The sequence below is a fragment of the Arthrobacter sp. IK3 genome (genome assembly GCF_051337705.1).
GTDB classification, from domain to species: Bacteria; Actinomycetota; Actinomycetes; order Actinomycetales; family Micrococcaceae; genus Arthrobacter_B; species Arthrobacter_B koreensis.
On sequence record NZ_JBPPSW010000002.1, the window covers coordinates 30,989 to 56,357 of the forward strand.

The window sequence follows — 25,369 nt, forward strand, 5'->3', positions numbered from 1 at the left end:
CCCAGGAGGAATGCCCATGTCACCGTCCCGCGCCGACCTGCAGCGCACCGCCTCGGAGGTCTTTGGCTGGGAGGACTTCCGGCCCGGCCAGCTCGAGGCGATGGAAGCAGCCGTCAACGGACGGGACGTCATCTGCGTGATGCCCACCGGCGCCGGAAAGTCAGCCGTTTACCAGGTGCCCGCAATGGCCCTGGAGGGCACCGCCGTCGTCATCTCTCCCCTGATTGCGCTGCAGCGCGACCAGGCGGACGGGATCAATGAGGCCACCGGAGCAACCCGCGCCTACGTGCTCAACTCAGCCCAGCCGCAGGGTTACTGGGACGAGGCATGGGCCGCGGCCTCCCGCACTGAGGGCCCCGAGAAGGCGAAGTTCCTGTTCCTGGGGCCGGAGCAGGTGGCACGGGAGGAAGTACTGGATCAGCTGCGGGGCCTCAAGGTATCCCTGGTAGTGATCGATGAGGCGCACTGCGTTTCCGCCTGGGGACATGACTTCCGGCCGGATTACCTGCAGCTGGACCAGCTGGTGCGCGCACTCGGGAAGCCGGTGGTTGCCCTGACTGCCACGGCAGCACCGCCGGTGCGGGCGGAGATCGGCGAACAGCTGGGCATGAGCAGCCCGCAGGAAATCTCGCTGGGGTTCGACCGGCCCAACCTGCACTTGGCCGCCGCGCGCTACGAGGATGCCGAAGACAAGCGCCGTGCCGTGCTGGAGCAGGCCGGGACGCTGGAGTTCCCGGGACTCGTGTACGTGGCCACCCGCAAGGAGACCGAGGAATACGCCGAGGCACTCCAGGAGGCGGGGCTGAGGGCCAACGCGTACCACGCGGGCCGCAGCCACGAGGACCGGCACCGCATCCACGAGCAGTTCCTGTCGGATGAACTGGACATCGTGGTGGCAACCACCGCGTTCGGCATGGGCATCGACAAGCCCAACGTGCGGTTCGTCGTACATGCGGACATACCCGATTCAATCGACAGCTACTACCAGGAGATAGGCCGCGGGGGACGCGACGGCGAACCCACCGAGATCTTCCTGCACTACCGTGCCGAAGACCTGGGCATCCGCCGGTTCTTTGCAGCGAAGGCACCGGATGAAGAAGCCCTCGTGAGGTTGTTTCGGGCGGTCAAGAAACGCAGCGAGCCGGTGTCCGCGGCAGAGCTGCGCGACGAACTGGACCTGAATCCGCGCCGCTTCGCGTCACTGCTGGGACTACTCGAACAGTCCGGTTCAGTCACCGTCTCCGAGGACGGCTACCTGGCACGGGACGGGGTCGGCGCCAAGACCGCGGTCAAGTCTGCCGTGGAGTTCTCCGAACAGCGCCAGAACATCGAGGAATCCCGGCTGGAGATGATGCGGCAGTACGCCGAAACCAGCGAATGCCGCCGTCGGCTCCTGCTTAACTACTTCGGTGAAGACGCCCCGGACATGTGCGGTTACTGCGACAACTGCGAGCGCGCGGAAGCCGACGGCGAAGAGCTGGGGCCCGGGGAATCCGAGACACCGCAGCCATTCCCCCTGCAGTCCGGCGTCGTCCACGCTGAATGGGGACCGGGAACGGTCATGAGCTATGAGGATGAGACTGTGACCGTGCTCTTCGAGTCCGAGGGCTACAAGACTCTCTCCGTGGAGCTGGTGCTGGAGAAAGGGCTGTTGGAGCCGGCCTAAGCGGCCGGCCCGGCGGCAGCGGAGGCCGGGCTGCCCCACCCGGCGGCTGCGGTCAGGCCTTCTGCGCCAGCTCGTACAGCTTCCGCAGCGCCGCGGCCTCGGTTTTCTCCAGGACTTCCGCCGGCTCGCCGTCGAATGAGTACCGGGCCGAGCCTGCTTCCCCGAACAGGCTCCAGCCAATGAACACGGTTCCCGCCGGCTGGCCCTCCAGCGGGCCGGGGCCGCCGGCACCCGTGGTGGAAATCGCCAGGTCTGAGTTGAAGAGCTTGGCGGCTCCCGCAGCCATCTCCTCGGCGCAACGCGCACTCACCACGGGCCCCTCGCCGACCCCCAGCACGGCCTGCTTGATTTCCGTCTGGTAGGCAACGATTCCCCCGCTGAGCCATTCGCCGCTGTTGCCGCCCTTCCCCAAGGCTCCGGTGAGGTTTCCGCAGGTCAGGGACTCAGCGAGCCCCACGGTGATGCCGGCACGTTCAACTTCGTCCGCAATACGCTGCGGCAGTTCCTCCAGAGCGTCTTTCACTGCATCCATTTGGGGTCCTTGCCACCTTTCAGCGTTCTTGTGCTATTGATTACTAACGGTACTTACTATTTAAACCACTCGCACGGCAGCGCCCCCATCCACGGGCGTCCGCCATAACCAAAAGGGGTCCCAGGTTGCTGCCACCAAACCGTATTCGGGTCGCCAGTGTTCCGGCAGGACACGTCTACATCCACCATCTTGGTCCGGTGCAGGGAAGCCTCCCCGGGCTGCCGGACGTCCACCGCCTGCCTGATCCGGACCCCGACTCCCCGGACAACCCCGCGACTGGCAAGTGGTGGCCCCCGGTCATGCTGAACTCCGGCTGGATCGATGCGAACCACGACTCATTCGACGTGTTCCACATCCACTTCGGTTTTGATGCGCAGGAACCGTCCTCGCTGCAGGAAGCCGTCACCGCCCTTCGCCGGCACGGCAAGCCGCTGATCTACACCGTCCACGACCTGCGCAATCCCCACCATGAGTCCCCCGCGGCGCACAACGCACACCTGGATGTGCTCATCCCCGGCGCAGACGCCCTGATCACCCTCACAGAGGGCGCGGCAGCCGAAATCGAGCGCCGCTGGGACCGGAAGGCCGAAGTCATCCCCCACCCCCACGTCGTCGAGCTGGACACCATGGCGGACTATGCCCGCCGGCCGCGGACCCATGGAGGTCCCTACCGGGTTGGTGTCCACGTCAAGAGCCTCCGCGCCAGCATGGAACCGCTGCCTGTTATCCGGACGCTTCTCGACGTGGCGCGGGAGGACGGCAACATGGTGGTCCAGGTCAACGGACACTGCGACGTGCTCCAGCCCGGCGGCGCACGGTACGACGCCGGATTGGCAGCGTTCCTCGACGAGGAGGCAGCAGCCGGGGGCCTGGACCTGCGCGTTCATGACTTCCTGCCGGATGACCAGCTGTGGGAATACCTGGCCGGCCTTGACCTCTCTGTCCTGCCTTACCGCTTCGGCACCCATTCGGGCTGGCTGGAGGCCTGCCGGGATCTGGGCACGGCCGTCGCCGCACCGGACTGCGGCTTCTATGCGGACCAGGGTCCGGTGTTCGGCTACACCCACAACGAAGCCGGCCTGGATGCCGAATCCCTGAAGGCCGCGGTCCGCGCGGCCCGCAGTGCAGGGCCGCCTGCACCCCTTGCTCCGGCAGACCGGGCCGGCCAGCGCGATGACGTCGCTGCAGCGCATGCAAGGATCTACTCCCGGCTCCTGGAACGCACCGGAGTGCTCCAATGAGGCTCTGCATCATTGGCCCCTCACGGTTCCCCATCGCCGAACCCTTCGCCGGTGGGCTGGAAGCCCACACCCATGCCCTGGTCTCCGCCCTCACCGCCCGCGGCCACCAGATCACGCTCTTCGCGGCCGAAGGATCGGACCCCAACCTGGGCGTCGAGTTCCTGGACGTGCCCGTGTTCGAGTCGAGCGAAGCGGCAAGGAACGACGTCGGTGCCCTGCCCGAGCAATGGATGGGCGAACACCATGCCTACCTTTCCCTGATGCTGGACCTCGCCGAACACGGGGACCGGAAATACGACGCCGTCCTGAACACCAGCATCCACCACCTGCCCGTGGCCATGTCCCGGATGCTGCGGATTCCCCTCATCACCACCCTGCACACTCCCCCGGTGGGCTGGCTCGAGTCTGCCATTCAGGTGCGGGGAGAGCTCACGCGGTTCATTGCCGTCAGCGCACATACCCGGGACGCCTGGGCACCCCTGGTTCAGAGCACTGCCATCCGCAACGGCGTGGATACTGGATCCTGGCAGCCCGGACCGGGCGGCGGGCCGGCCATCTGGTTTGGCCGGATCGTGCCGGAGAAGGGCACTCACCTGGCGATCCGCGCGGCCCGCGCCGCGGGAATCCCGCTGGACCTTGCCGGCCCTATCTATGACCGCGCGTACTTCCGGACCGAAATCGAACCACTGCTCACTGAGGACATCCGCTATCTGGGGCACCTGGACCACGTGCGGCTGCGCGCCGCCGTCGGGCACGCGCGTGCCGCGCTGGTCACGCCCCGCTGGGATGAACCCTACGGACTGGTGGCCGCCGAGGCCCTGGCCTCCGGCACGCCGGTTGCCGCCTTCCGCCGCGGCGCCCTTCCGGAAATCCTCACCGAACGCTGCGGGCGGCTGGCGGAGCCCGACGACGTCACCGGCCTGGCCGGTGCCCTCCAGGCGGCCTGCCTGCTGGACCGCAGCGAAGCCCGCGTCCGGGCAGAGGCTTTCTGTTCGCACGAACGGATGGTGGCTGAGTACGAAACCCTGCTACAGGAGGCCAGCACCCTAAAGGCCGCCGCATGATCGGGTATTACATCCATCACCACGGCATGGGCCACCTCCGCCGGGCCCAGGCGATTGCCGCGTTCCTGCCAGCGGGCAGCGTTACCGGGCTGTCCACGCTCCCCCGGCCCGCAGGCTGGCAGGGCGGATGGGTACAGCTGGAGCCGGATGACACCTCCGCGGCACCGCGCAGCGTTGATGCCAACGGTTTCCTCCACTGGGTCCCTGCCCGGGATCCCGGCATGCGGGCGCGAATGGCACAGCTGTCCGCCTGGATCCAGGACACCGATCCGGCCGTGATCGTGGCTGACGTGTCCGTGGAAGCGGCACTCCTGGCACGGCTGCACGGCGTTCCGGTAGTCACCGTCGCCCTTCCGGGGGTACGGACTGACCGCCCGCACACCATCGGCTTCGGCGTCTCCGATGCGCTGATCGCCGCCTGGCCGCCCGAAGCACCGAAGATGCTGCACACGGACGAGGATGTGCCGGTCCAGGCGGTGGGGGCGATTTCGGGAATCCCGGTCCGCGAAGGACGGGCTCCGGGTCCGGTTTCCCGTGTCCTGGTACTCGGCGGCTCAGGAGGTGGCGGAATGGACGACGCCGCACTGAACGATGCCCGGAGCCAGACGCCCGGCGTGGAATGGCTGCCGCTCGGCACGACGGCAGGGAACCGCACGGTTGATCCGCTGCCATACCTGGCCGCGGCGGACCTCGTGGTTACCCATGCCGGCCAGGGTGCCCTGGCGGATGTTGCCGCCGTCGGAGTGCCGGCGGTAGTAGTACCGCAGGACCGCCCCTACCGGGAGCAGGCCACCACCGCCGAGGCGCTGGCGGGAATGGACGTTCCGGTGATTGTTTCCTCCGGGTTCGCCCGCCAGGACTGGGCCGCCGTACTGGAAGCCGCCGCCCGGCTCGACGGACGGAAGTGGACTGTGTGGAACGACGGCGAAGGTGCTGAACGGGCCGCCCGGGTCATCGCCCAAACAGCTGGGATAACCGCGCTTCCCGCTGGCCGCGGGCTTCGCGGAGGCTTACCGTCCGCCGCAGCCGCACGGTCCGGAGCCGGGGCATGAAAACCGCCGTCATAACGCTGGCGCACGGCCGGCATGCGCACCTTGCCGGCCAGCAGCAGGCCCTGCGTGCTTCAACCCTCCGGCCTGGAGACTATGTGGTGGTAGCGATGGATGATCCGGAGATTGCCGCGCCTCATCCGGATGTGCCCGGAACTGTCCTTCGCGTGGATTCGGCCGGTGGAAACCTGCCGCTGGCGCGGGCCCGGAACCTGGGGGCCGGAACCGCCCTGGAACGCGGGGCAGAACTGCTGGTCTTCCTGGACGTGGACTGCCTGCCGGCTCCGGACCTCCTCTCCGGCTACGAGCAGGCGGCAAGGGACCCTGCGGGCGCCGGCCGGCTGCTCTGCGGGCCGGTGACCTATCTGGATCCTCCGGGAACGGGCGGATATGACCTCTCCGGACTGGCCCGGCTGGACAACCCCCATCCGGCCCGGCCAGCGCCGGAACCGGGAGAAGTGGTTCCCGATGAAAACCCGGACCTGTTCTGGTCCCTGTCCTTCGCCGTGACTGCTGAAACCTGGCAGCGGATCGGCGGCTTCTGCGAGGACTACACCGGCTACGGCGGGGAGGACACCGACTTTGCCCGCTTCGCCCGGCACAGCGGCGTCGGCCTCGCCTGGGTGGGCGCCGCACGCGCCTACCACCAGTGGCATCCCACGGAAGATCCGCCGGTGCAGCATGTGGCAGACATTGTCCGCAACGCCAACCTCTTCTACGAACGGTGGGGAGCCTGGCCCATGGGCGGCTGGCTGACAGCGTTTCGGGAGCGCGGACTTATCCGCGGCGGGACGGGCGCCGAACGCTGCGAGCTGGCCGACGGTATCACCGGGCCCCGGGAACCGTCCGCCGCAGTTCCCTGAGTGAATGGCCGGCTTTGCTGATCCGTGTGCCCGCCTAGGGAACTCCACCGGTCAGGCGGTGCCACAGGGCAGCCCAAACAGTAACGGAACGCTCCAGCAGCCAGATGGGAGCCCACACGGCGGACGACGCCGGGAACACTTCCGTGCCGCGTCTGCGCCTCCGCCCTATGTCCGCAACGCCGGCGGCAGCGGCGGCGGCAATAACGGGCAGGGACCAGAACCATCTGGTTCCAGCCGCCAGTACGGGCAGCAGCGCCAGTTCAGAAGCCAGCCTTAGCGGCTGCGCGAAACCGTCATAGGCCTGGCGCACCCGCTGGGTCAGGAAATGCCGTGCACTGCACGGACGGCGGGCCACGAAGAGGTCCGAGGCCCGCACTTCCGTGCCCCCGGCGGCCCGGACCGTGCGGATCAGTTCAAGGTTTTCGAACAAAACGTCGCCGCAGTAGCCGCCTGCCCTCAGCAGCACGGACCTGCGCACGCCCAGGGTGCCGGGGTAGTCCGCGCCCAGTGCCCGGTTCAGGAGGGTGCGCGCAGTGTCCCAGCGGGCATGCCACGGCAGTGGTTCGAAGTAGTTCTGCGGCCGGACCACATCCGCTGTCAGCAGCAGGGCCAGCATCCGCCGGAATACAGGCTCGGTGTAGCGGACGTCGTCATCGGCTATGACACAAAACTCTGTCCGCGCCAGTTCGAGTCCCGTCAGGACGCCGGCAACCTTTCCGTTCAGGCAGGCGTGAGTGGGTGCCACGTGCCCCACGCAGACAGGAAACTCCGCCGAGTGGGCAGCGAATACCTCCGGCACAGACCCGTCCACCACCAGGACTTTCGCCCATTCGGCTACCCGCGCCAAATACTCCGGAAGGTCCGCAAGACTGCCGGCGGACCCGCGCTTCAGGGGAAGGATGTAGGTTGCGCGAGCCTCCCCTGGCAAAGCGTGCTTTCTGTCTTGGTCCCTCATGCGCAGGATCATAGAACAAAAAGATAAGTTTGCTTAGCACTTCACACAGGCTGGGGATTCTCGCTACTTTTTGAGGCTCAAGGGTTCGCCACCCCGCCCGGCTCGGCCAGGCGGAGACGGCGTATCGTCCGATCGGCTTAGAGAGGGCAGAATGTTTTTTCACAAACAGGAACTGCAGTTCAAAGCAACCCCGGACCAGCCCGACGCCGTGTACGCCCGGAAGCTCCAGGAGGTCCTGGGCGGCCAGTACGGCGAAATCACGGTGGCCATGCAGTACAGCTTCCAGGCTTGGAACAGCCACATCCCCGGTAAGTACCGGGACCTGCTCTTCGGGATCGGAGCAGAAGAATTCGGCCACGTTGAAATGCTCGCCACCATGATCGCCCAGCTCCTGGAAAAGGCGCCGCTGGGAATCACGGAAGATGCCGTCCAGTCAGATCCGGCGATTGCCGCGGTCATCGGCGGCACGGACATGCAGCAGGCCATCGTTGCGGGTGCCGGTGCCCGCCCCGTAGACAGCAACGGAAACCCCTGGCAGGGCAGCTACATCACGGCCAGCGGGAACCTGCTGGCCGACTTCACGGCCAATGCCAACGCTGAGATGCAGGGCAGGGTGCAGGTTGCCAGGCTCTATCACATGACTGACGACGCCGGCGTCCGGGACCTGCTGTCCTTCCTGCTGGCGCGGGACACCATGCATCAAAACCAGTGGCTGGCAGCTGCGCGCGAGCTGCAGGAGGAGGGAGCCGAAAGCCTGCCGGTGCCGAGCAACTTCCCGCTCAAGAAGGAGGAAAGGTCCGTCTCCTACCAGTACCTGAACTTCTCCGATGGCGCCGCCGCCGCAGAGGGATCGTGGGCCTCCGGCCCCACGCCCGACGGCAAGGGTGAGTTTACGTACCACGATGGACCCACGACGTCGGCCCCGATGCCTCCGCCCACCCACCCGGATTCGCGGTACTACGGGACCACTGAACTGCCGAACACGGTGGAGAAGATCGCCGGCTCCGTGCAGGACAAACTGAAGAAAGAGTAAGCTCCGCAGCGGACGGGACGAAGGCAGGAAGCTTCGGCGCCTGCCTTTTTCCTTGCCATTCTGCACATGGCATGGTTATGTACATTTGTACATAACCATGGCCCGATGGCCTGCACCTTTCAGATCATGCAGAGGACGGCCCATGACGCACAGCGACGGCAGCATCACAACGGGAACCGCCACCCGCCGATTCGATCCGGATCGCAGGGACCGTCTGATCGACACCACGCTGGACGTTATTGCCCGGCACGGCGTTGCCGGAACCACACACCGGAAGATCGCCGCAGCAGCGGACGTGCCCGTCGGCTCAGTGACCTACCACTTCGCGTCGCTGGATGACCTGCTGGCAGCAGCCTTCACCCGGCTCGCCGAACGGACGGCGGCGCAGTACGCACAGGACCTCGGTGCCGCCGCCTCCCCCGACGAGGCGCTGGACGTTATCAGCGGCTACATCCTCGGCATGCTCGGCAGCCCCGGAACATTGTTCCCGTCCTATGAGCTCTACCTCATGGCGGCCCGGCGCCCGGAACTGCGCCGGATCACCGACCGCTGGATGGCACGCAGCCGCGCCGCTCTGGGACGGCATTTCGACGAGCAAACCACCGTCATGCTCGACGCCATGATTGAAGGGCTTTCCATGCACAGTGCGCTGTCACTCGAGCCCCTGCCCCGAAACCTTGTCCGTGAAGCACTTCAGAGAGTCGTGACACCTCAGTGAATACCCTCGCACCCTCGAAGGTGACCCCCACCGTCCAGGCCCGGCGGGCCCGGGCCGCCGTGGCAGTCCTCTTCCTGACCAACGGTGCCGTCTTTGCAAACCTGGTGCCCCGCTACCCCGCAATCGTGGACCATCTGGGTCTGGCCAACACCCAGTTCGGTCTGGCCGTGGCAGCCTTCCCGCTCGGCGCGCTGCTGGCCGGGCTCACGGCCGGCGTGCTGATCCGCCGATTCAGGTCCTCACGGGTGGCAGTCGCAGGCATGGTCCTGACCAGTGCCGGGATCTTTCTCGCGGGAACTTCCCCGTCCTGGGGGCTGCTCGCGGCGGGACTGTTTACGGCGGGCGCCATGGACGCCATAACCGACGTTGCGCAGAACTCCCATGGACTGCGGGTACAGCGGCTTTACAGGCGGTCGATCATCAATTCGTTCCATGCCGTCTGGAGCATTGGAGCGGTGCTGGGCGGGCTCATGGGAACCGCCGCGGCCGCCTGGAACGTCCCCCTGGCCGTCCACCTGGCGGTATCAGGCGCCCTTTTCTCCGTCCTGGCAGGAGCCTGCTACCCGTTCCTGTTGCCCGGGCCCGAGCCGGAAGAGCCCGGCCCCGGCGCCGCCGCAACCACCACCGGTCAGCCCGCTGCCTTCAGGCCGCACCTGTTGCGCTACGGCATCCTGGCCGCACTGGTGCTCATTGCCATGGCCGGCACGCTGGTAGAGGATGCCGGCAGTTCCTGGGCTGCCCTCTACCTGGTCAACGGACTTGAGGCCTCGACCACCGTTGCCGGACTCGGCTTCGTCGCCCTGGTGGGCGCCCAGTTTGCCGGACGGCTCATGGGCGACCGGCTGGTGGACCGTTTCGGCCAGCGCGCGGTAGCCCAGGCAGGCGGCGCCGTCGCCGCAGCAGGGATGGGACTCGCCCTGGCCTTTCCTTCCGTGCCGGGTACCATCATCGGCTTCGCGGCTGCAGGGCTGGGGGTTGCCACCCTGGTTCCCGCGGCCATGCAAAGCGCAGACAACCTTCCCGGGCTGCGTCCCGGCACCGGCCTGACGGTGGTGAGCTGGCTGATGCGGCTCGGATTCCTGATTTCACCGCCCGTCGTGGGTGCAGTGGCGGACACCGCAGGGCTTCGCGCGGGACTGCTTGTTATTCCGCTTGCGGGACTCGCGGTGCTCGCTGCTTCACCGGTGCTCGCCAAGCGGGCGGGGGCCTCCCCCTAGGCTCCATGCCTGGAGACAGCACAGGCGGGTGGCGGCACAAGCCTCCACCCGCCCTCCCCTACTGCGAAACCAGGGAGCCGGTACTCATCCCGCCCTCATCCGCCACACCGCTGCGTCCACACAGCGGGGCCGGGCAAGGCAGGCAAAGGCCCCCGGTTATTCTCCCAGTACCCCCCACAGCCCAGAGCCTAAATGCTCAGCGCGATTAAAACAAGACGGTTGACCGGTTTTTGACGTCCGGGCCGCTACACCTTCGAATCCGGCAGCTGCTGGCCACCCTCCGGGGTATACCGGGCAAGCTCACCAATACTGCCAGCGAGGGCCGGAACCACGACGCCGGGAAGCATCAGTGTCCACATTTGCTCCACCCGCTCCAACAGGTCCGAACGGGCCGTCAGCACCGCGGATGTAATCTGCACGCCAACCAGCGCGGACACGACCAGGCGGCCGAAGGCCGGGGCGTCCACTTCCGCGCGGATCTGGCCCTGCTCCTGCGCCTGGCACGCAAGGCGCGCCATCACCTCAATCCAGTCGTCGTATGGCTGGCGGACATCCTCATGGAAAATCGAGGCTTCGAGGGTCAGCCGGGTTCCGGCCCTGACGATAGGTGCCTGGAGCAGGTTCTCGGCAAACCTCCGGCACAGCACAACCATCGATTCAAGGGGTGGCAACCCCAGCTGCAGCACGGCGGAGTTGTCCGCCGAAACGTACCCGTGCTGTTCGGCAATGACGGCCCTGGCCAGGTCCTCCTTGGACGGGAAGTGGAAGTAGAGGGCACCTTTGGTGACCCCGGCCCGTTCCGCCACTTGACTGAGGGAGGCCCGGCCATAGCCCAGCTCTTCGAAAACCGATGCTGCTCCGGCCAGGATGGCATCACGTGTGGCTTTCGCCCTGTCCTGCAGTTCTTTGATGGTTAGGTCCTTCGCTCGGCACTGCCCCCACCTCCAAGTTAGATGCAAATTAATCGAGATGGAAAAGGGTTACGGTGGTTCGCCGGCCCCGGTTGAGCATACTGCGGGCCAGGACCCCCTCGGGAGTGCCGCCGTCTTGCCGCGCGCTTCCGGGCTTGGGCATTCCCCCGGCGCCGGCAGATTGGTAGCCTCGCAGCACTACGGCTCGCCCCCGGGCCCGATCAAAGGAGATCGTCCATGCCCAACCTCGCCGGAATCCTGACCGAAACCGCTGGACGAATGCCCGACCGCCCCGCCCTGCGGATCAATGACACGGTCATCAGCTACTCGATGCTGAATGCGATGAGCGCCCAAGTCGCGGGACTGCTCCGCGCCCGCGGCGTGCAGCGGGGGGACCGCGTGGCACTCATGATGCCGAATATTCCACCCATGGCTTCCGTGTACTACGGGGTGCTGCGGTATGGGGCAGTGGTGGTGCCCATGAACCCGCTGCTGAAAGGCCGCGAGGTGGCCCACACCCTGAAGGATTCGGGCGCCGGACTGCTGTTTGCGTTCGAACTGATGCTTCCGGAAGCCACGGCCGGCGCCCAGGAAGCCGGCGGCGTCGACGTCATTCCCGTCAACACCGGCAGTTTCCGGCAGCTGCTTGCGGACAGCGAGGCGGATGATTCGGTTGCGGAAGTGGACGGGGACGACGTCGCCGTCATCCTTTACACCTCCGGAACCACCGGCCGGCCCAAGGGCGCCGCGCTCACCCATGACAACCTCCGCAGCAACGCCGAGGTGGCACGGAACCTCCTGGACACGAACGAGAATGACGTGATCTTTGGCGGCCTGCCGTTCTTCCACGTCTTCGGACAGACTTCGGCGCTGAATGCAGCGGTGCTGACCGGCGCCATGATCAGCCTGCTGGCCAGGTTTGACCCTGGTGAAGCACTGGCGATTATTGAACGGGACGGAGTGACGATCTTCCAGGGCGTTCCGGCCATGTACATCGCCATGCTGCGCCACCCGAAGCTCGCGGAGACAGACACCTCCTCGCTGCGCGGTGCGATCACCGGCGGAGCACCCATGCCATTGGAAGTCCTGCGGGAGTTCGAGGAGGTTTTCGGCATCGACCTCCTCGAAGGCTACGGCCTGTCCGAAACCTCCCCGATCGTGTCCTTCAATCTGCCCGGCGGAGGCCGGAGACCCGGCTCGATCGGCAAGCCCGTCTCCGGCATGGAAGTACGGATGCTCGACGGCGAGGGCCGCGACGTGCCGACCGGTGAGATCGGGGAGCTGTCAGTCCGCGGACTAGGGGTGATGAAGGGGTACTGGAACAACCCGGAGGCGACCGAAGCAGCCATCCCGGACGGCTGGTTCCGTACCGGAGACCTGGCCCGCTTCGACGACGAGGGAAACATCTACATCGTGGACCGCAAGAAGGACATGATCCTGCGCGGCGGCTACAACGTGTACCCGCGGGAGGTCGAAGAAGTGCTGTACGAACACCCGGCTGTTTCGGAGGCTGCCGTTATCGGTGTACCGGATGAGCTCAACGGCGAGGAAGTTGCCGCCGTCATCGGCCTGAAACCCGACGCCGCACCCGCCGGGAATGAGCAGCGGCAGGCCCTGGCCGAGGAGATCCAGCAGTTCGCCAAGGACCGGCTCGCCGCCTACAAGTATCCGCGCCGGGTGATCTTTACCGACGAGCTGCCCAAGGGGCCCACCGGCAAGATCCTCAAGCGCCAGATCCGCGATGAGCAGTCCGGCGTTCCGGCCACGGCCGCAGAGGCCTAGCCCGCCCGGCCGGCGGGGCTCCCTACCGGGACACCTTGCCGGTCAGGGCGGCGACCGGCCGCAGGAACAGCGGGCGGGCGGCAACCCACGCTGCCACCATCACCACCAGCGACGCCGCGAAGAACCAGAATCCAGTCCAGCCTGTGCCGTCCGAGGCAGCGTACATATGGTTCAGGTTTCGCAGCGCGCCGGTGGCCAGGACCAGGGTCACGTGGACGACGATGAACAGCACGAAGCAGACCATCACCGGGAAGTGGAGTGCCCTGGCTGCTTGGATCGGGAACGCCTTGTTGAGGCGCTTCGCCTGGGCGGGCCATGATGGGGACATCCGCAGGCCCGTGAGGATGGCCAGCGGAGCAGCGATGAAGACGATGGAGAAGTAGGAGAGGACCTGCAGGCTGTTGTAGTTCACCCAGCCGTTTTCAGTGGGCCAGTCCAGCGAGGCATACTGCAGGGCCGTGGAGGCGGCGTTCGGGAAAACGCCCCAGCTGGTGGGAACCAGCCGCATCCACTGTCCGGTTGCGAAAAGCAGGATGTAGAAGACCAGGCCGTTGAGCACCCAGAGTACGTCCAGGCTCAGGTGGAACCACAGGTCCAGGCTGATCCTCTTGGGCTGGTTCTTGGTGCGGATGAGCCCTTTATTGTTGCGGGTCCACGACCCCACCGGCCGCTGCCGGGTACGGATCATCCACCCGGACCGGACAATCAGCAGCAGGAGCAGCGAGTTCAGGAAGTGCTGCCATCCCACCCATGCGGGCAGGCCGACCGGAGCACCCTCCGGCAGGTCCGTATGCCCGGGGTACATGTTGAGGAACTCCTGGCCGCCGGAGGTTTCGCGCAGCCACCGGGCGGCCAGCACCACCAGGGCAAGTGCGGCGATCGACGCCGGAATCAGCCAGATCAGCCGCGTCCAGCGGGAGCGCGCCGTCGGTTTGACGGCTGTGGGGCTCATGCCCCTGCCCCCGCGGCCGCACTGCGGCCGGCCAGGCAGGATCTTCCGCGAAGATGCGAAGTGGAAGGGTACATCGTTGTGGCGCTCCCGTTTTGTCCTAGTGCCTGTCTCTGCCGGTGAGCCTACCCTGATTCAGCGGCTGGTCGTGCCGCATGGTGTCAACCGGTTCAGGGTCCTCGGCCGGAACCGCCTCACCGGACACGTCCGGCAGGTCGGTTTTCCGGTCCAGGCGCACCAGCACAAGGCCTGTGACAATCAGGGCACCGCCTGCCAGCTGCACGGTGCGGGGCAGTTCCGCGAGCAGGAGCCAGGCCCAGAGCACGGCGAACAGGACCTCGGTCAGGGAAATAAAGGATGCCACTCGCGGGCCGAGCGCCCGTGCGGCGATGATGCCGGTGACATAGGCCAGGACGGTGGAGAGGAGCACCAGGCCCACCAGCGGCACCCACCACCGCGTGACCCAGCCGGCCAGTTCGACGTCGCTGGTGCTGAAGCCGACGGGCAGGAGGCCGGTGAGGCCCAGCAGGGCCATGGTCGCCGCACCAACCAGCAGCCCGCCCGTGGTGAGCACGAGCGGAGGAAGGGTGTCATTCTGCTTGGCGGTGATGAAGAAGTACATGGCGAGGCACACGGCCGCGGCCAGGCCCCACATGATGCCGAGAGGATCCACTCGCAGGTCGCCGCCAAGGTCCAGCACCAGGACCAGACCGACGACCGCGGCAGCGGCACCGGCAATGGTGGCCGCGCCCGGGCGGCGGCGGGTCCGCAGCCAGATCCACAGCACCATCAGCACCGGTGCCAGGAACTCCAGCAGCAGGGCCACGCCCACGGAGAGCCGTTCCACGGCGTTGAAGTAGAAGAACTGGCAGCCGGCCACACCCACCAGCCCGAAGAGCCCGATGGTTTTCCAGTTCTGCCTCACCTGGAACCAGCGCCCGTGCAGCGCGATCAGGGCGGGAATAAGCAGTACTGCCGCCGCTCCGCCCATCCGGACGGCCACGGCCGTTGCGGGCGTCCAGCCCTGTTCCATGAGGGATTTGGCGAAGGAACCCGAGAGGCCGAAGACCGAAGATGAGAGCAGTGCGATCAGCAGACCCGAAGCACCGGCGCTACCCACGTGCGCCGTCCCGGAAGCCCGCAGGGAGATGGGTTTTGCCATGGAGGACCTTTCCAGGGGATGGGGCCCGCTCCCGGCTGGCATGTCACGAGCTATAAGGGCCTATGCTAGTGACACTAAAGTCGCGCATGTCAGGAGTCAAGATGGTTTTCACTTATGACACGGAAATGGCGCTGTCCACTGCTGCGGCACTGGTCAACACCGGCTCCCAGGACCCTGATCCGCTGGCAGACGACGCCGGGCTGACCCGTTTCCTGGCCCAGGAACGGTTCTCCGGATCCCGCACCCACACGCCCCCGGAGCTGGAAGCGGTTCTCCGGCTGAGGGCCGAACTCACCGAGTTGTGGACCGCCGGCGAGGAAGACCTGGTGGATGGAATCAACCGCCTCCTCTTCACGGCGAGCGCACTCCCCCAGCTTGTCCGGCATGACGGCTGGGACTGGCACCTGCATTGCACTCCACCGGAGGCCGAGCTGGCTGACCGGATGGCTACTGAGGCGGCAATGGCACTGGCCGACGTCGTCCGGGCCGGTGAACTGGCCCGGCTGCGGACCTGCGCGGCACCGGACTGCAGCAACGCCGTCGTCGATCTGTCCCGCAACCGGTCACGCCGCTACTGCGACACCGGAAACTGCGGCAACCGGCAGCACGTGCGGGCGTACCGGCGCCGTCTCGCATCGTCGGCGCAGGTACTTGGAGAGCAAAACAAGTAGCCTTTCGAATTGTCCTCACGGACTCTGCCCGTTACCCTCCGGCAGACCGGTCATCTCCGATGACGGGTTCACCTTCCAGTCTCGAAGCTCCGGTCCACAAAGCCCCTGCGGCGTGCCCGGCTCATTTGCGGCTGGCCAGCGCCTGATGGGGGTTCAAGAACATGAAAAGAGCAACGCGGGATACACCCGCACCGGTACGGGCCATGGCAGCTGCCGCTGCGCTGGCTGCGGGAGGCTTTCTGGTCGGAGTGCCCGCCCAGGCCGCACCCGGTTCGGGCGTCAGCGCCGACGCCGTGCCGGACCAGCCGGCCGCCGCCTATTCTGCTGAGCTTCCTCCGGGACTGGCGGAAGCACTGCTGCGGGATCTGGGCCTCACCGAGGAGGAATTCCAGGCGGCGGGAGAGGCAGGCAGCCGCGCGGCCGCAGCCCTGCCGGCGCTCCGAGCAACGGAAGGCTTCTCCGGACTCGAACTTCGGGACGGCGAAATCCTGGTTTACGGCACCGGTGCCGCACTGCAGGCACAGGCTGAGGCCCTGGGAGCGCGCCTCCTGGCTCCTCCTGCCGGTGACGACGGTGCGGACGCGCCGGCTCCTGCGCCTGCCACCCCGGAAACAGAGGACCCGGCGACGGAAGACCCGGCGGCGGACGATGCAGCAGCCGAGGACCCGGCCCGGAAACCGGTTGCGGCAGTAGTATCAAAGGAACCGGCCCCCGCTCCGGCGGAAAGTGCGATGGTGAGTGATGACGACCAGCCCCGGCGCACGGCAACTGACCTGACCGAACTCGCCCGTGACTACATCTCCGCCTTCGGTGTCCAGGGACTGCAGTCCATCGGGCTGGGTGCTGACGGATTCACTATCAGGGTTGCCGATCCGGAAGTGTCCCGGGTGCAGGACAATGCCCGTAGAGCCACCGCGTCTGCGCCGTCCCCGGCCGACTACGCGGAGGGCTTCACGAACGTGGCTATCCAGGACGCTGCCGGCGCCGGAACCCCGCTGGCCCAAGAGGTATTCGGCGGGCAGGGCTTCCTCGGCGATGCCGGGGGCGGGTATGCGGCATGCTCCATCGGCTTCAACGGCTGGGATCCCTCGGGAAACCCTGCCGTCATTACCGCGGGCCACTGCACGCTCGACGGAACGATTCACAACACGCTGCTGGCACCGCAAACCCAGGAAGATGCGGTCACTACGGCCCTGGGAACCTTCGGCGCTTCGGTCTTCGGCGGTCCGGGAAACGCCACGGTCAATCCGGACAACCCGGACCCGGCCACCTTCGGCACCGACGTGGCCGTCATCGGCTCAATCAACCCGGACCTCGAGCTGCGCCCGGAGGTGACCGAATGGGCCGGTGACGATCTATCCGAAACAACCACCCGGATCACCGGAGTGGGCACGCCCGTCGTCGGTTCTCCGGTGTGCCGCTCCGGGCTAACAACCGGCTGGGTCTGCGGCACGGTCGAGGAACTGGCCATCTTCGCCGTCCCTGGCCACAACAACGGAACCGACCCGGCGGATATCCGCGCGGTGACCGGATTCATCTCGGACTTCCAGGGTGCCCCCGGCGACTCCGGCGGACCGGTAATCAGCGGCAGCACCGCCGTCGGGCTGGTCAGCGCCGGCTTTGACACCGACGATGACGGAGCGATCGACGCGGTTGGAGCTGCGGACCTGGCAACCGCCCTGGCCTACGTGCCCGGCTACTCGATCGCTGTGTTCCTGGAGGCGCCCGCACTGAACGTGAAAGACGGTGACACGGTGTACACCGACCAGCTGCTTTCCGGAACGGCTCCGGCGGGCTCCGTGGTGCGGGTCAGCGTGGCCGGAGTTGGCGGCGAGATTCCGGTGGGAGCGGACGGCAGCTGGTCCATGCTGGTTCCCCGGACTGTCCAGGACGGTGAAACCACCCGCTTCAGCGTGAGTGCAGTGAGCGGGTTCAACAAGTCGGCAACCACTGTCTACAACCTCGTCACCGCGCATTCTGCGCTGGACGCTCCGGTACTGCTCTCACCTGCGGATGGGTCCGCAGCCGTTGGCGCGCTCACTGCGGTCCAGGGGCTCGCCGAGCCCGGCGCAACGGTGGAGATTCAGCTTGGCGATGCCCAGGAACGTGAAGACGCCGGCGCCCGGGCTCTGGCAGCGGCCGGAACGGTCACGGCCACCGCCGACAGCTCCGGCTCTTTTTCCGCCACCCTGGACGAAGCGCTGACGCCCGGCAACTACACGCTGGCCGCCACGCAGGACGGCGTTGCCGGAAAGACCCGGTCTGCCGCCGCAGCCGCAGCCTTCACGGTGCTGCACCCCGCGCCGGCCATTACCTCGCTCCGCGACGGGGAAGTCTTCACTGAGGCTTCCGCGCCGAGGACTATCTCCGGGACCGGAGTTGCCGGGGCAGCGCTGACAGTGGAGACGGGCTCGGCGACACTCACCGCCATGGTCGCCGAGGACGGGACCTGGAGCGTTGAGGCCGGAAGCTGGGCACCCGGGGAGTTCACCGTCACGGCCGTCCAGGAGCTCGACGGCGTGGGCTCGGCCCCTGCCTCCGCCACCTTCGCGGTGACGGCGCTCCAGGCCGCGGCTGTTACCCGGACTCCGGGCGGACTGGCCGCTACCGGTGCTGACGGAGGATCGCTGACGGCATTGCTTTCCGCCGCCGGAGTCCTGCTGGCCGGCGGCGCCGCCGGCATTGGCCTCAGCCGCCGGCGCACCCGCGGGGCGGCAGTGGCTGCCCGGTAGGTAGTGCCTTCGGGGGGGCTGCACATCGTGCAGTCCCCCCGGAGCGCCCGATCTTCGTCTGGGCAGGACCGGTCAAAAGATTGGCTTCAGCACGGCGCTTTTGGGGCGGAGGGGGTCCGGCGGGCTGCGGGGGAAAACTAGACTTGCCGGGTCGAGCAGTACGGCACCCCCAGCTTCCTGGAGCCACTGATGGAGCAAAAGCTGCTTTCTGCCCTGCCCGCCCGGACTGCATGGAGCGTCCTGGGAATCTGTGCTTTTTTCTGGCTTCTCTCAGCCCTTGGCCTGCTGCAGCTGCCCTCGTCAGTACCTCCGGTACTGATGTTCCTGTGGCTGTACCTTAACGCCCTGGCAGCCCTGGCCAGTGTGGTGGCAGCGGCCGCGGCCGTTGGGGCCCTGCTGCTGCACCGCCGCGCAAGCCGTCACCCGGAAGAGCCGGAAGGGGTACAGGCGCCTGCCTCCCTGCTGGACACGGCGGAGGAGGCTGGCCTTGACCAGTTGCTGGACGGACCGGCATCCCCGCCGGCCGGTCAGGTGGCGGGGGCCGGCGCTGGCGCGATGGCTAAGAGAAACCAGCCGGGGAAGGGCCGGAAACGCTGATGCGCAGGCGCGGGCCGGCCTAGTGGCCGCTCTCGTCCTGGGTGTCGTTCGGATCCGACCCTGCGGGACCGCCGTTTTCAGCCGAGGCCTTCCCACTGCGCGGGGCCGGCGCCCCGACGCTGCCCGCTCCACCGGGGATTTTGGCCGAGCTGCGGTTAACCCCGGACCCTTCACTGAGGTGGTCCGGATTCGGCTTTTCGGTCATCAGGAGCAGCGAGGAAATCAGCAGGGAGGCGATGAAGGCGATCCCGGCGGCCGTGAGGCCGAGGTCGAAGCGCAGGTCCTTGGTGGCTCCGCCGGTGGCGAAGATCATGGTGAAAATACCGGCGATGACGGCCAGGACTGCGGAGAAAACCAGCGGGGCCTTCACGGAGTTCCGTTTCTGCGTCCCGCCGGGCTGGCTCTTCGCCACTATGTGTCCTCCTGCGTTGTCGGCTGGGCGGTCTTCTACCCTCGGTAGAAAGCCGCGGATGGTACTAGTTTACGGCCTTCGACGGTTCGCCGCTTTCCGGTGCCAGGCTTGCGTCATGGCGCAGGCCCAGCCCGGAGATAGCCAGGACCACGGCGATGATGACGGCGGAGCCTCCGCTGACGCCGAGCAGCGCGCGGACATGGCTGCTTTCCGCCAGGGCCAGGAACGCCGGCATCAGCGCAGCAGCACCGATCGCGGCGGCACCGGTGATCAGCCAGTCACGTGCCGGCGTGAAGTCCTTGCGGACGCGGAACCAGAAGGCGAACTCGATCAGGCCGCCCACCAGCAGGGCCGCACCGCCAACATAGGCGAAGACGGTGGTGGACTGGGCCAGCGCTACAACAACACCGGCCACTGCGTAGAGCGCCGCGGCTACCAGCAGCGCCCCCGGGACCTGCGGGACGCGGCAGGAACGGGCCAGCGCGGACATGCGCCACAGGCTCAGGCCCGTGAGGACGAAGTACAGTCCGCCCGCAATGGCGAGCACGGAAAGTGTGGGTTCCTGCCAGAAGATGGTCAGTCCGCCGTAGACCGCGGCGATCGCGGAACGGAGAAGAATCGGAACCCAGGGTGCTTTGGGGTGGGGTGCGCCCACGGCGAGCCTCCGCTTTCAGGTTGCTTGACGGCCGGTCCGGCCGGTTCTTAGCTTAGTCGTTCATAGTGCCGGTTGCCGCACCGGTTACCATCCAGGCGTCGGAGCGGGCCCGCCAGGAAAGTGTCACGGCGCGTGCCGTCATATAGCCGAGCCCGAAGGCTGCCCACAGCCAGGCGATTCCAGAGCCGCCCTCCAGGCCCGAGGCATGGACCCACCAGAGCAGCGGAAGGTAGGCCACCAGGTTGAGCACACCGGTCAGGGCCAGGTATTTGGCGTCCCCGGCACCGATCAGCACCCCGTCCAGGACAAAGACCAGGCCGCAGACAGGCTGCGCCGCGGCCAGAACCCACAGTCCTGGCGCAAGGGCGGTGACCACCGAGGGGTCAGTAGTGAAGATCCAACCGGCGAAGGGCGCCGCGGCTGCCAGCAGCACCCCGGTGAGGACGCCGAAACCCACTCCCCAGACTGACATCTTCCGGGTCAGCTCCCTTGCCATCACCCGGTTTCCGGCTCCCAGTTCCTTGCCGATCATGGCCTGGGCAGCGATCGCCAGGGCATCCAGCGCAAAGGCAAGGAAAGTGAAGAACGTCATGACCAGCTGGTGCGCTGCGAGGGAAACCGGCCCCTGGGCCGTGGCAACAACGACGGCGGCGAGTACCGCAATACGCAGGCTCGCCGTGCGCAGCATCAGCCAGGACCCCACCTGCACACCTGCGGTGATGCCGGCAACCGTGGGCCTCAGCGAGACCCCGTGCCTCCGGGCCATGCGCGCCACCATTACCAGGTAGGCCGCTGCCATGCCCCACTGGCTGATGCTGGTGCCCATGGCAGCGCCGGTGACGGACAGGCCAAAGCCGTAGACCAGCAGGAAATTCAGTGCAATGTTCAGGCTGAAGCCGGCAACCGCAACAACCAGCGGCGTCCTGGTGTCCTGCAGGCCGCGCAGCACGCCGGTGGCTGCCAGTACCACCAGCATCGCCGTCAGTCCTGGCATGGACCAGCGCAGGTAGTCCACCGCGAACTGCTGCACTTCCCCCTCCGCCCCGAGGGCACCGGTGAGCCAGGGAGCAAGCAGGATTCCCGCCGTGGAGAGCGCCGCACCCAGCAGGACTGCCAAGGCAATGCCGTCCCGGCCGGAGGCTATCGCCTCAGGGATCCGGTTTCCGCCGAGGAAGCGGGCCACCGTTCCGGTGGTTGAATACGCCAGGAAGACCATCAGTCCCACGGCGGTCTGGAGCACGGTGGAGGCCAGCCCGACGCCGGCCAGCTGGTTCACGCCCAGGTGGCCGACGATGGCGGCATCGGCGAGCAGGAACATCGGCTCGGCGATCAGCGCCCCCAGCGCCGGGAGCGCCAGGGCGAGGATCTGCCGTCCGAGCGTCCGGTTCGGTGCGGGGCTCCGGGTTTTCACGCTTCCAGCCTACGTCCGGCGGCAGTGCCGGCAGTTTGTTTCAGCCGGCCGGGCAGGGTGGCTGCCAGGGCCGCGGCAATGCCCATGAGACAGAGCACGAATCCGGCCAGTCCGTTCCAGCCCGCGCTTTGGAAGAAGAGTCCCGCTGCCCAGCCCACCAGACTGGACCCGGTGTAATAGGCGAGGTTGTAGAGGGACGAGGCCTGGGCCCGGCCGGCCGGGGCCAGGACCGGCACCCAGCCCGAGGCAACCGCATGCGCTCCGAAGAAGCCGGCGGTGAAAATCACCAGGCCGGCTATGACGGCGGGAAGGGACTGCAGCAGGGTCAGGGCCAGCCCGCCGGCCATGACCGCGGTGCACGCCAGCAGCACGGTGCGGCGGCCGCCGCGCGCCCATCCTGAGGCCTTGCCTGCGAAGCGCGAGGACCAGGTGCCCGCCAGGTAGGCAAGAAACAGCGAGCTGGCGAGCGACTGGGGCAGATTGAACGGGGCGAGCTCAAGCCGGAATCCAAGATAGTTGTAGACGGCCACGAACCCGCCCATGAGCAAGAATGCCTGGGCATACAGCACCAGCTGGCGTCCCGAGCGGAGATTCACGGTGAGGCGGACGGCCAGTGTGGCTCCGCCGTCGGCCCTGCGCTGTGGAACGTGGCCGCGCTGCCGCGGCGCGGCGAGCATGAACACGACGGCGGCCGCGGCGGCGAGCAGGCTCACTGCCGCCACACCTATTCGCCAAGAGGAATATTCACCGACCGGCGCTGCCAGGATGCGTCCGGCAAGGCCGCCGACTGTGGTTCCGGAAACGTAGGTCCCGGCGGCGACGGCTGCATGGACCGGACTCACCTCCTCGCTCAGGTAGGCCAGGGCGACGGCGGGAATCCCGCCCAGGGCCGCCCCCTCCGCGAACCGCAGGGCCAGCAGGACGGAGAAGTCAGGTGACAGCGGCACCACAAGCCCCAGGATGACGGCGGTGATGATCGCTGTGCGCATGGCGGGCAGGCGGCCAAAACGGTCTGCTGCCGCAGACCAGGGGATCACGGCGACGGCAAGGCCCAGTGTTGCCGCCGAGACGCTGAGCGCAGCGGTGGCCGCACTCACGTTAAAGTCTGCAGCGAGCTGGGGCAGCAGGCCCTGAACCGAATAGAGCTGCGCGAAGGTCGCCACCCCTGCGGCCGCCAGGCCCACCAGTACCCTGCGGTAACCGGAGCTGCCCCGGAGATGTCCGGCGAAACCGGCCGTTTCAGCCACGGCCCGCACCGGATCCGCTGCCGCTCCCGGCCGGGTAGCTGCCCGGCGCGAGCGAAGCCAGCTCACGGGCAAGGTTTGACCGTGCCGCTGAGCCCCACAGGTCTTCGCCGCGCTGCGTCCGGTACAGGTCCACACCGCGCGCAAGCAGCGTTTCAAGTACTCTCCGGCGGCCTTCGGCAAAGGCGGAATCCCCAACATGCCGGTATTCGCACCGGACATCGGCCGCGTAGCGGTCATAATCCGCCGGGGCCCTGCCCAGCACTGCCAGGTCCGCGTCGCAGAGCAGCCGTCCGCGTTCGTCATCGGCTGCCGGGTCGTGGGCCGCTGTGAGGCGGACCAGCCGAGCAGCCTCGGCGGTTTCTGCTGCCGGGATTCCGGCAGGCGGCAGCAGTTCCTCGGCCAGCCCCGCCGAGGCTTCCTCATCCGCACCCGCCACGCCGTCATACACAGCGTCATGGAACCACGCGGCCAGGAGCACCGGACGGTCGGAACAGCCGAGCCGGTGCAGCGCCTCCAGCACCTGCAGAAGGTGCCGCCTGTCATGGTAGTGCCGGTGCGGCTCACCCCAGCGGTTCAGCAGTTCGGCGCCCAGCTCCTCTGCGCCGGGGACGAGCGCGTCCCAGCGGCGGCGCAGCGGATGCACCAGTGATGCCGCCCGCTCGCGGGCCGGGATACGCAGTCCGCCGGCAATCAGCGCACGGACCAGGGTGGCGCCGTCAACCGGCGCGGCACCGGCGGCCACCAGATCCGCATGGCGGTGCTGCGGCACATCGTAATGGTCACGGTCGAAGGCCCGGCGCGGGATGCCCGCTGCGGCGGCGAAGGCGTGGAGCTCTTCCAGGGAGGAGTCGGAAACGAGGTGGGAGAAGTACGTTCCGTGGGCCGGCCAGAGGGGCGGATCAATGTAGATCAAGCGCGCACGTCCGGGAAATGAGCAGCAACCATTCCTCCATCCTTAGCCCACCGGCCCCGTATTTTCCATCCGGCCCCTGACAGGCACGCCATCCGGCTTCGGAACTCCCTTGTCCCGCCGCCCGTCGGGTGGTCCAATATCTGCCATGACACAGACCGGGGACACCCTCCTTGCCATCGGCACCCGCAAGGGCCTGTGGCTGGCACAGAGCAGCGACCGCACGGGCTGGAAGCTCAGCGGTCCCCATTTCCTGATGAACGAGGTAGCCAGCGTCGCCCTGGACACCCGGCACTCTCCCCCGCGTATCCTCGCCGGGCTGCTTTCCCCACACTGGGGTCCCACGGTTGTGATCTCCGGAGACCTCGGGGAAACCTGGACCGAACCGGAGGCGGGAGCCATCACTTTTCCGCCCGAAACAGGCGAGGCACTGGGCCGGATCTGGCAGCTGCAGCCGGACTCGGCTGACCGCCCCGGAGTCATCTGGGCCGGCTGCGAGCCGATCTCCGTCTGGAAATCCACCGACGGCGGCACCAGCTTCGAACTGAACGAGGCACTGTGGAACCATCCCCACCGCCCGGACTGGGGCGAGGGGTACGGCGGAGCGGCAGCGCACACGGTCCTTCCGAGCCCGGCAGACGAGAGTGTGCACGTGGCGATCAGTTCCGGCGGGGTGTACCGTTCCGACGACGGCGGGCAGTCCTGGGCTGCGCGAAACCACGGGATCTCCGCCTACTTCCTGCCGGACCCGAATCCCGAATTCGGCCAGTGCGTGCATAAGGTGGCGCGGGACGCCGCGGATCCTGCCCGCCTGTACGCCCAGAACCACCACGGGGTGTACCGCAGTGACGACGCCGGGGACACCTGGATATCGATTGCCGACGGACTGCCCGCGGATTTCGGATTCGTCATGCTGGCTCATCCGCATACCGGCGGCACGCTCTGGACCATTCCACTGGTTGCCGACGGCGAGCGCATTCCCCCCGGAGGCGAGCTGGCCGTCTACCGGAGCACGGATGCCGGGGAATCATGGACCCGGCAGGACACCGGGCTGCCCTCAGCCGAATACAACGCAGTCCTGCGCGATGCCGCTGCGGTCGATACGGCCGAGCCGGCTGGCGTCTACTTTGGGACCCGAGCGGGCGATGTGTATGCCAGTGCCGATGAGGGCGGAACGTTTTCCCTCGTGGCGTCCAACCTTCCGGACGTACTCTGCGTCCGGGCCGCCGCCGTCGGAACTCCGGAACCGTGACCGGCACCGAGGTTCGGATCGTTCTGCCGGAGGTTCTCGCAGCTGCCGCAGGAGGAACCCGGGAACTCAGCGTTCCGGGAGAGGCCGGGCTGACCGTAGGTTCCCTGCTGGACGGACTGGGCTCCCGCTTCCCTGTCCTGGAACGGCGTATCCGCGATGAGCAGGGAACTGTCCGCCGTTTCGTCAATATATATGTGGACGGCGAGGACATCCGCGGCCTGGACCGCCAGCACAGTGAGGTCAGCCCTGGTGCCGAAGTGCTGATCCTGCAGTCAATCGCCGGCGGCTGAAGGCCTTCCTGCCGCCACTGCGGGGTGGACCCCCGGTTAAACAGAAGAAC

At 67.3% G+C, this 25,369-nt stretch carries 24 protein-coding genes; 14 read left to right on the forward strand and 10 right to left on the reverse strand.

All coding sequences use genetic code 11. The features are described from left to right. The first annotated feature begins 16 nt into the window (after nucleotides 1-16). On the forward strand, nucleotides 17-1,666 hold the full coding sequence (locus ACSLGO_RS02795; RefSeq protein ID WP_433122579.1) for a RecQ family ATP-dependent DNA helicase: 1,650 nt from the start codon (nucleotides 17-19) through the stop codon (nucleotides 1,664-1,666). A gap of 52 nt (nucleotides 1,667-1,718) precedes the next feature. Here the strand turns inward: ACSLGO_RS02795 and ACSLGO_RS02800 are convergent, their stop codons facing one another. Next, complete coding sequence (locus ACSLGO_RS02800; protein ID WP_436399849.1) at nucleotides 1,719-2,198, reverse strand: CinA family protein; 480 nt, start codon at nucleotides 2,196-2,198, stop codon at nucleotides 1,719-1,721. A 125-nt stretch (nucleotides 2,199-2,323) separates the two neighbouring features. Here ACSLGO_RS02800 and ACSLGO_RS02805 point away from each other — a divergent pair, with 125 nt between their 5' ends. Genes ACSLGO_RS02805 through ACSLGO_RS02820 form a run of 4 tightly spaced genes read left to right on the forward strand, consistent with a single transcriptional unit; the run spans nucleotide 2,324 to nucleotide 6,415 of the window. Further along, on the forward strand, nucleotides 2,324-3,439 hold the full coding sequence (locus ACSLGO_RS02805) for a glycosyltransferase (protein WP_152274059.1): 1,116 nt from the start codon (nucleotides 2,324-2,326) through the stop codon (nucleotides 3,437-3,439). Then, nucleotides 3,436-4,503: a glycosyltransferase gene (locus ACSLGO_RS02810; RefSeq protein WP_091600945.1), complete on the forward strand. Its 1,068-nt coding sequence runs from the start codon at nucleotides 3,436-3,438 to the stop codon at nucleotides 4,501-4,503. Before ACSLGO_RS02805 ends, ACSLGO_RS02810 begins: the two co-directional genes overlap by 4 nt. Next, nucleotides 4,500-5,555 carry a glycosyltransferase gene (locus ACSLGO_RS02815; RefSeq protein WP_433122582.1) on the forward strand — a complete coding sequence of 352 codons (1,056 nt, stop codon included), beginning with the start codon at nucleotides 4,500-4,502 and terminating at the stop codon, nucleotides 5,553-5,555. The genes ACSLGO_RS02810 and ACSLGO_RS02815 overlap by 4 nt, the downstream gene beginning before the upstream one ends. Further along, nucleotides 5,552-6,415, forward strand: coding sequence for a glycosyltransferase family 2 protein (locus ACSLGO_RS02820; RefSeq protein WP_436399851.1), 864 nt, complete (start codon nucleotides 5,552-5,554; stop codon nucleotides 6,413-6,415). The genes ACSLGO_RS02815 and ACSLGO_RS02820 overlap by 4 nt, the downstream gene beginning before the upstream one ends. A 34-nt stretch (nucleotides 6,416-6,449) precedes the next feature. Here ACSLGO_RS02820 and ACSLGO_RS02825 read toward each other — a convergent pair whose 3' ends face one another. Further along, nucleotides 6,450-7,343: a glycosyltransferase gene (locus ACSLGO_RS02825; RefSeq protein WP_436399853.1), complete on the reverse strand. Its 894-nt coding sequence runs from the start codon at nucleotides 7,341-7,343 to the stop codon at nucleotides 6,450-6,452. Nucleotides 7,344-7,521: 178 nt separating this feature from the next. Between ACSLGO_RS02825 and ACSLGO_RS02830 the strand changes: the two genes are divergently transcribed. The 3 genes from ACSLGO_RS02830 (at nucleotide 7,522) to ACSLGO_RS02840 (ending at nucleotide 10,338) form a co-directional block, all read left to right on the forward strand. After that, nucleotides 7,522-8,403 carry a manganese catalase family protein gene (locus tag ACSLGO_RS02830; RefSeq protein WP_325786212.1) on the forward strand — a complete coding sequence of 294 codons (882 nt, stop codon included), beginning with the start codon at nucleotides 7,522-7,524 and terminating at the stop codon, nucleotides 8,401-8,403. 142 nt (nucleotides 8,404-8,545) lie between these two features. Further along, nucleotides 8,546-9,121 carry a TetR/AcrR family transcriptional regulator gene (locus ACSLGO_RS02835; protein ID WP_091600937.1) on the forward strand — a complete coding sequence of 192 codons (576 nt, stop codon included), beginning with the start codon at nucleotides 8,546-8,548 and terminating at the stop codon, nucleotides 9,119-9,121. Next, a complete protein-coding gene (locus ACSLGO_RS02840; protein WP_255300426.1) occupies nucleotides 9,118-10,338 on the forward strand; it encodes an MFS transporter in 1,221 nt (406 codons plus the stop codon). Before ACSLGO_RS02835 ends, ACSLGO_RS02840 begins: the two co-directional genes overlap by 4 nt. Nucleotides 10,339-10,583: 245 nt before the next feature. Here ACSLGO_RS02840 and ACSLGO_RS02845 read toward each other — a convergent pair whose 3' ends face one another. Beyond that, nucleotides 10,584-11,297: a ScbR family autoregulator-binding transcription factor gene (locus tag ACSLGO_RS02845; protein ID WP_255300425.1), complete on the reverse strand. Its 714-nt coding sequence runs from the start codon at nucleotides 11,295-11,297 to the stop codon at nucleotides 10,584-10,586. Between the two features lie 189 nt (nucleotides 11,298-11,486). Between ACSLGO_RS02845 and ACSLGO_RS02850 the strand changes: the two genes are divergently transcribed. After that, nucleotides 11,487-13,031, forward strand: a complete 1,545-nt coding sequence (locus tag ACSLGO_RS02850; RefSeq protein ID WP_377955053.1) for a long-chain-fatty-acid--CoA ligase — start codon at nucleotides 11,487-11,489, stop codon at nucleotides 13,029-13,031. Nucleotides 13,032-13,053: 22 nt separating this feature from the next. On the opposite strand, the gene ACSLGO_RS02855 is transcribed toward ACSLGO_RS02850, so the two are convergent. Both ACSLGO_RS02855 and ACSLGO_RS02860 read right to left on the reverse strand, forming a co-directional pair. Continuing rightward, on the reverse strand, nucleotides 13,054-13,983 hold the full coding sequence (locus ACSLGO_RS02855) for a cytochrome b/b6 domain-containing protein (protein ID WP_436399855.1): 930 nt from the start codon (nucleotides 13,981-13,983) through the stop codon (nucleotides 13,054-13,056). Between the two features lie 97 nt (nucleotides 13,984-14,080). Then, nucleotides 14,081-15,142 (reverse strand): EamA family transporter, encoded by a 1,062-nt coding sequence (locus ACSLGO_RS02860; RefSeq protein ID WP_436399857.1) that lies wholly within the window; start codon nucleotides 15,140-15,142, stop codon nucleotides 14,081-14,083. A gap of 101 nt (nucleotides 15,143-15,243) precedes the next feature. Here ACSLGO_RS02860 and ACSLGO_RS02865 point away from each other — a divergent pair, with 101 nt between their 5' ends. From ACSLGO_RS02865 to ACSLGO_RS02875, 3 genes are all read left to right on the forward strand, one after another. Next, nucleotides 15,244-15,813 (forward strand): CGNR zinc finger domain-containing protein, encoded by a 570-nt coding sequence (locus ACSLGO_RS02865; RefSeq protein WP_091600929.1) that lies wholly within the window; start codon nucleotides 15,244-15,246, stop codon nucleotides 15,811-15,813. A 161-nt stretch (nucleotides 15,814-15,974) separates the two neighbouring features. Continuing rightward, on the forward strand, nucleotides 15,975-18,545 hold the full coding sequence (locus ACSLGO_RS02870; protein WP_436399858.1) for a S1 family peptidase: 2,571 nt from the start codon (nucleotides 15,975-15,977) through the stop codon (nucleotides 18,543-18,545). A 189-nt stretch (nucleotides 18,546-18,734) separates the two neighbouring features. After that, nucleotides 18,735-19,142: a hypothetical protein gene (locus ACSLGO_RS02875; RefSeq protein WP_091600925.1), complete on the forward strand. Its 408-nt coding sequence runs from the start codon at nucleotides 18,735-18,737 to the stop codon at nucleotides 19,140-19,142. Between the two features lie 19 nt (nucleotides 19,143-19,161). Here ACSLGO_RS02875 and ACSLGO_RS02880 read toward each other — a convergent pair whose 3' ends face one another. The 5 genes from ACSLGO_RS02880 to ACSLGO_RS02900 all read right to left on the reverse strand — a co-directional run bounded on the left by ACSLGO_RS02880 (nucleotide 19,162) and on the right by ACSLGO_RS02900 (nucleotide 23,780). Then, nucleotides 19,162-19,554, reverse strand: coding sequence for a hypothetical protein (locus tag ACSLGO_RS02880; RefSeq protein WP_193313200.1), 393 nt, complete (start codon nucleotides 19,552-19,554; stop codon nucleotides 19,162-19,164). Nucleotides 19,555-19,618: 64 nt separating this feature from the next. Continuing rightward, the gene (locus ACSLGO_RS02885) at nucleotides 19,619-20,209 is read right to left on the reverse strand and encodes a DUF308 domain-containing protein (protein ID WP_091600923.1); all 591 of its coding nucleotides are present in this window, start codon (nucleotides 20,207-20,209) and stop codon (nucleotides 19,619-19,621) included. Nucleotides 20,210-20,261: 52 nt separating this feature from the next. Then, entirely contained in the window at nucleotides 20,262-21,620 is a 1,359-nt protein-coding gene (locus tag ACSLGO_RS02890) for an MATE family efflux transporter (protein ID WP_263127894.1), read from the reverse strand. Continuing rightward, nucleotides 21,617-22,867: an MFS transporter gene (locus ACSLGO_RS02895; protein WP_091601513.1), complete on the reverse strand. Its 1,251-nt coding sequence runs from the start codon at nucleotides 22,865-22,867 to the stop codon at nucleotides 21,617-21,619. The genes ACSLGO_RS02890 and ACSLGO_RS02895 overlap by 4 nt, the downstream gene beginning before the upstream one ends. Next, nucleotides 22,860-23,780, reverse strand: coding sequence for a DUF4031 domain-containing protein (locus tag ACSLGO_RS02900; RefSeq protein ID WP_436399860.1), 921 nt, complete (start codon nucleotides 23,778-23,780; stop codon nucleotides 22,860-22,862). Before ACSLGO_RS02900 ends, ACSLGO_RS02895 begins: the two co-directional genes overlap by 8 nt. A 145-nt stretch (nucleotides 23,781-23,925) precedes the next feature. Between ACSLGO_RS02900 and ACSLGO_RS02905 the strand changes: the two genes are divergently transcribed. Next, on the forward strand, nucleotides 23,926-25,029 hold the full coding sequence (locus ACSLGO_RS02905) for a WD40/YVTN/BNR-like repeat-containing protein (RefSeq protein WP_325786201.1): 1,104 nt from the start codon (nucleotides 23,926-23,928) through the stop codon (nucleotides 25,027-25,029). After that, complete coding sequence (locus tag ACSLGO_RS02910) at nucleotides 25,026-25,319, forward strand: MoaD/ThiS family protein (protein WP_226802350.1); 294 nt, start codon at nucleotides 25,026-25,028, stop codon at nucleotides 25,317-25,319. The genes ACSLGO_RS02905 and ACSLGO_RS02910 overlap by 4 nt, the downstream gene beginning before the upstream one ends. Nucleotides 25,320-25,369: the final 50 nt, after the last annotated feature.

Excerpts from the sequence above, each read along its gene's own strand:
- ACSLGO_RS02865 (WP_091600929.1), top strand. The coding sequence starts at position 15,244 with ATGGTTTTCACTTATGACACGGAAATGGCGCTGTCCACTGCTGCGGCA.
- ACSLGO_RS02905 (WP_325786201.1), top strand. The coding sequence starts at position 23,926 with ATGACACAGACCGGGGACACCCTCCTTGCCATCGGCACCCGCAAGGGC.
- ACSLGO_RS02860 (WP_436399857.1), bottom strand. The coding sequence starts at position 15,142 with ATGGCAAAACCCATCTCCCTGCGGGCTTCCGGGACGGCGCACGTGGGT.
- ACSLGO_RS02810 (WP_091600945.1), top strand. The coding sequence starts at position 3,436 with ATGAGGCTCTGCATCATTGGCCCCTCACGGTTCCCCATCGCCGAACCC.
- ACSLGO_RS02855 (WP_436399855.1), bottom strand. The coding sequence starts at position 13,983 with ATGAGCCCCACAGCCGTCAAACCGACGGCGCGCTCCCGCTGGACGCGG.
- ACSLGO_RS02815 (WP_433122582.1), top strand. The coding sequence starts at position 4,500 with ATGATCGGGTATTACATCCATCACCACGGCATGGGCCACCTCCGCCGG.
- ACSLGO_RS02870 (WP_436399858.1), top strand. The coding sequence starts at position 15,975 with ATGAAAAGAGCAACGCGGGATACACCCGCACCGGTACGGGCCATGGCA.
- ACSLGO_RS02795 (WP_433122579.1), top strand. The coding sequence starts at position 17 with ATGTCACCGTCCCGCGCCGACCTGCAGCGCACCGCCTCGGAGGTCTTT.
- ACSLGO_RS02875 (WP_091600925.1), top strand. The coding sequence starts at position 18,735 with ATGGAGCAAAAGCTGCTTTCTGCCCTGCCCGCCCGGACTGCATGGAGC.
- ACSLGO_RS02830 (WP_325786212.1), top strand. The coding sequence starts at position 7,522 with ATGTTTTTTCACAAACAGGAACTGCAGTTCAAAGCAACCCCGGACCAG.
- ACSLGO_RS02850 (WP_377955053.1), top strand. The coding sequence starts at position 11,487 with ATGCCCAACCTCGCCGGAATCCTGACCGAAACCGCTGGACGAATGCCC.
- ACSLGO_RS02800 (WP_436399849.1), bottom strand. The coding sequence starts at position 2,198 with ATGGATGCAGTGAAAGACGCTCTGGAGGAACTGCCGCAGCGTATTGCG.
- ACSLGO_RS02820 (WP_436399851.1), top strand. The coding sequence starts at position 5,552 with ATGAAAACCGCCGTCATAACGCTGGCGCACGGCCGGCATGCGCACCTT.
- ACSLGO_RS02835 (WP_091600937.1), top strand. The coding sequence starts at position 8,546 with ATGACGCACAGCGACGGCAGCATCACAACGGGAACCGCCACCCGCCGA.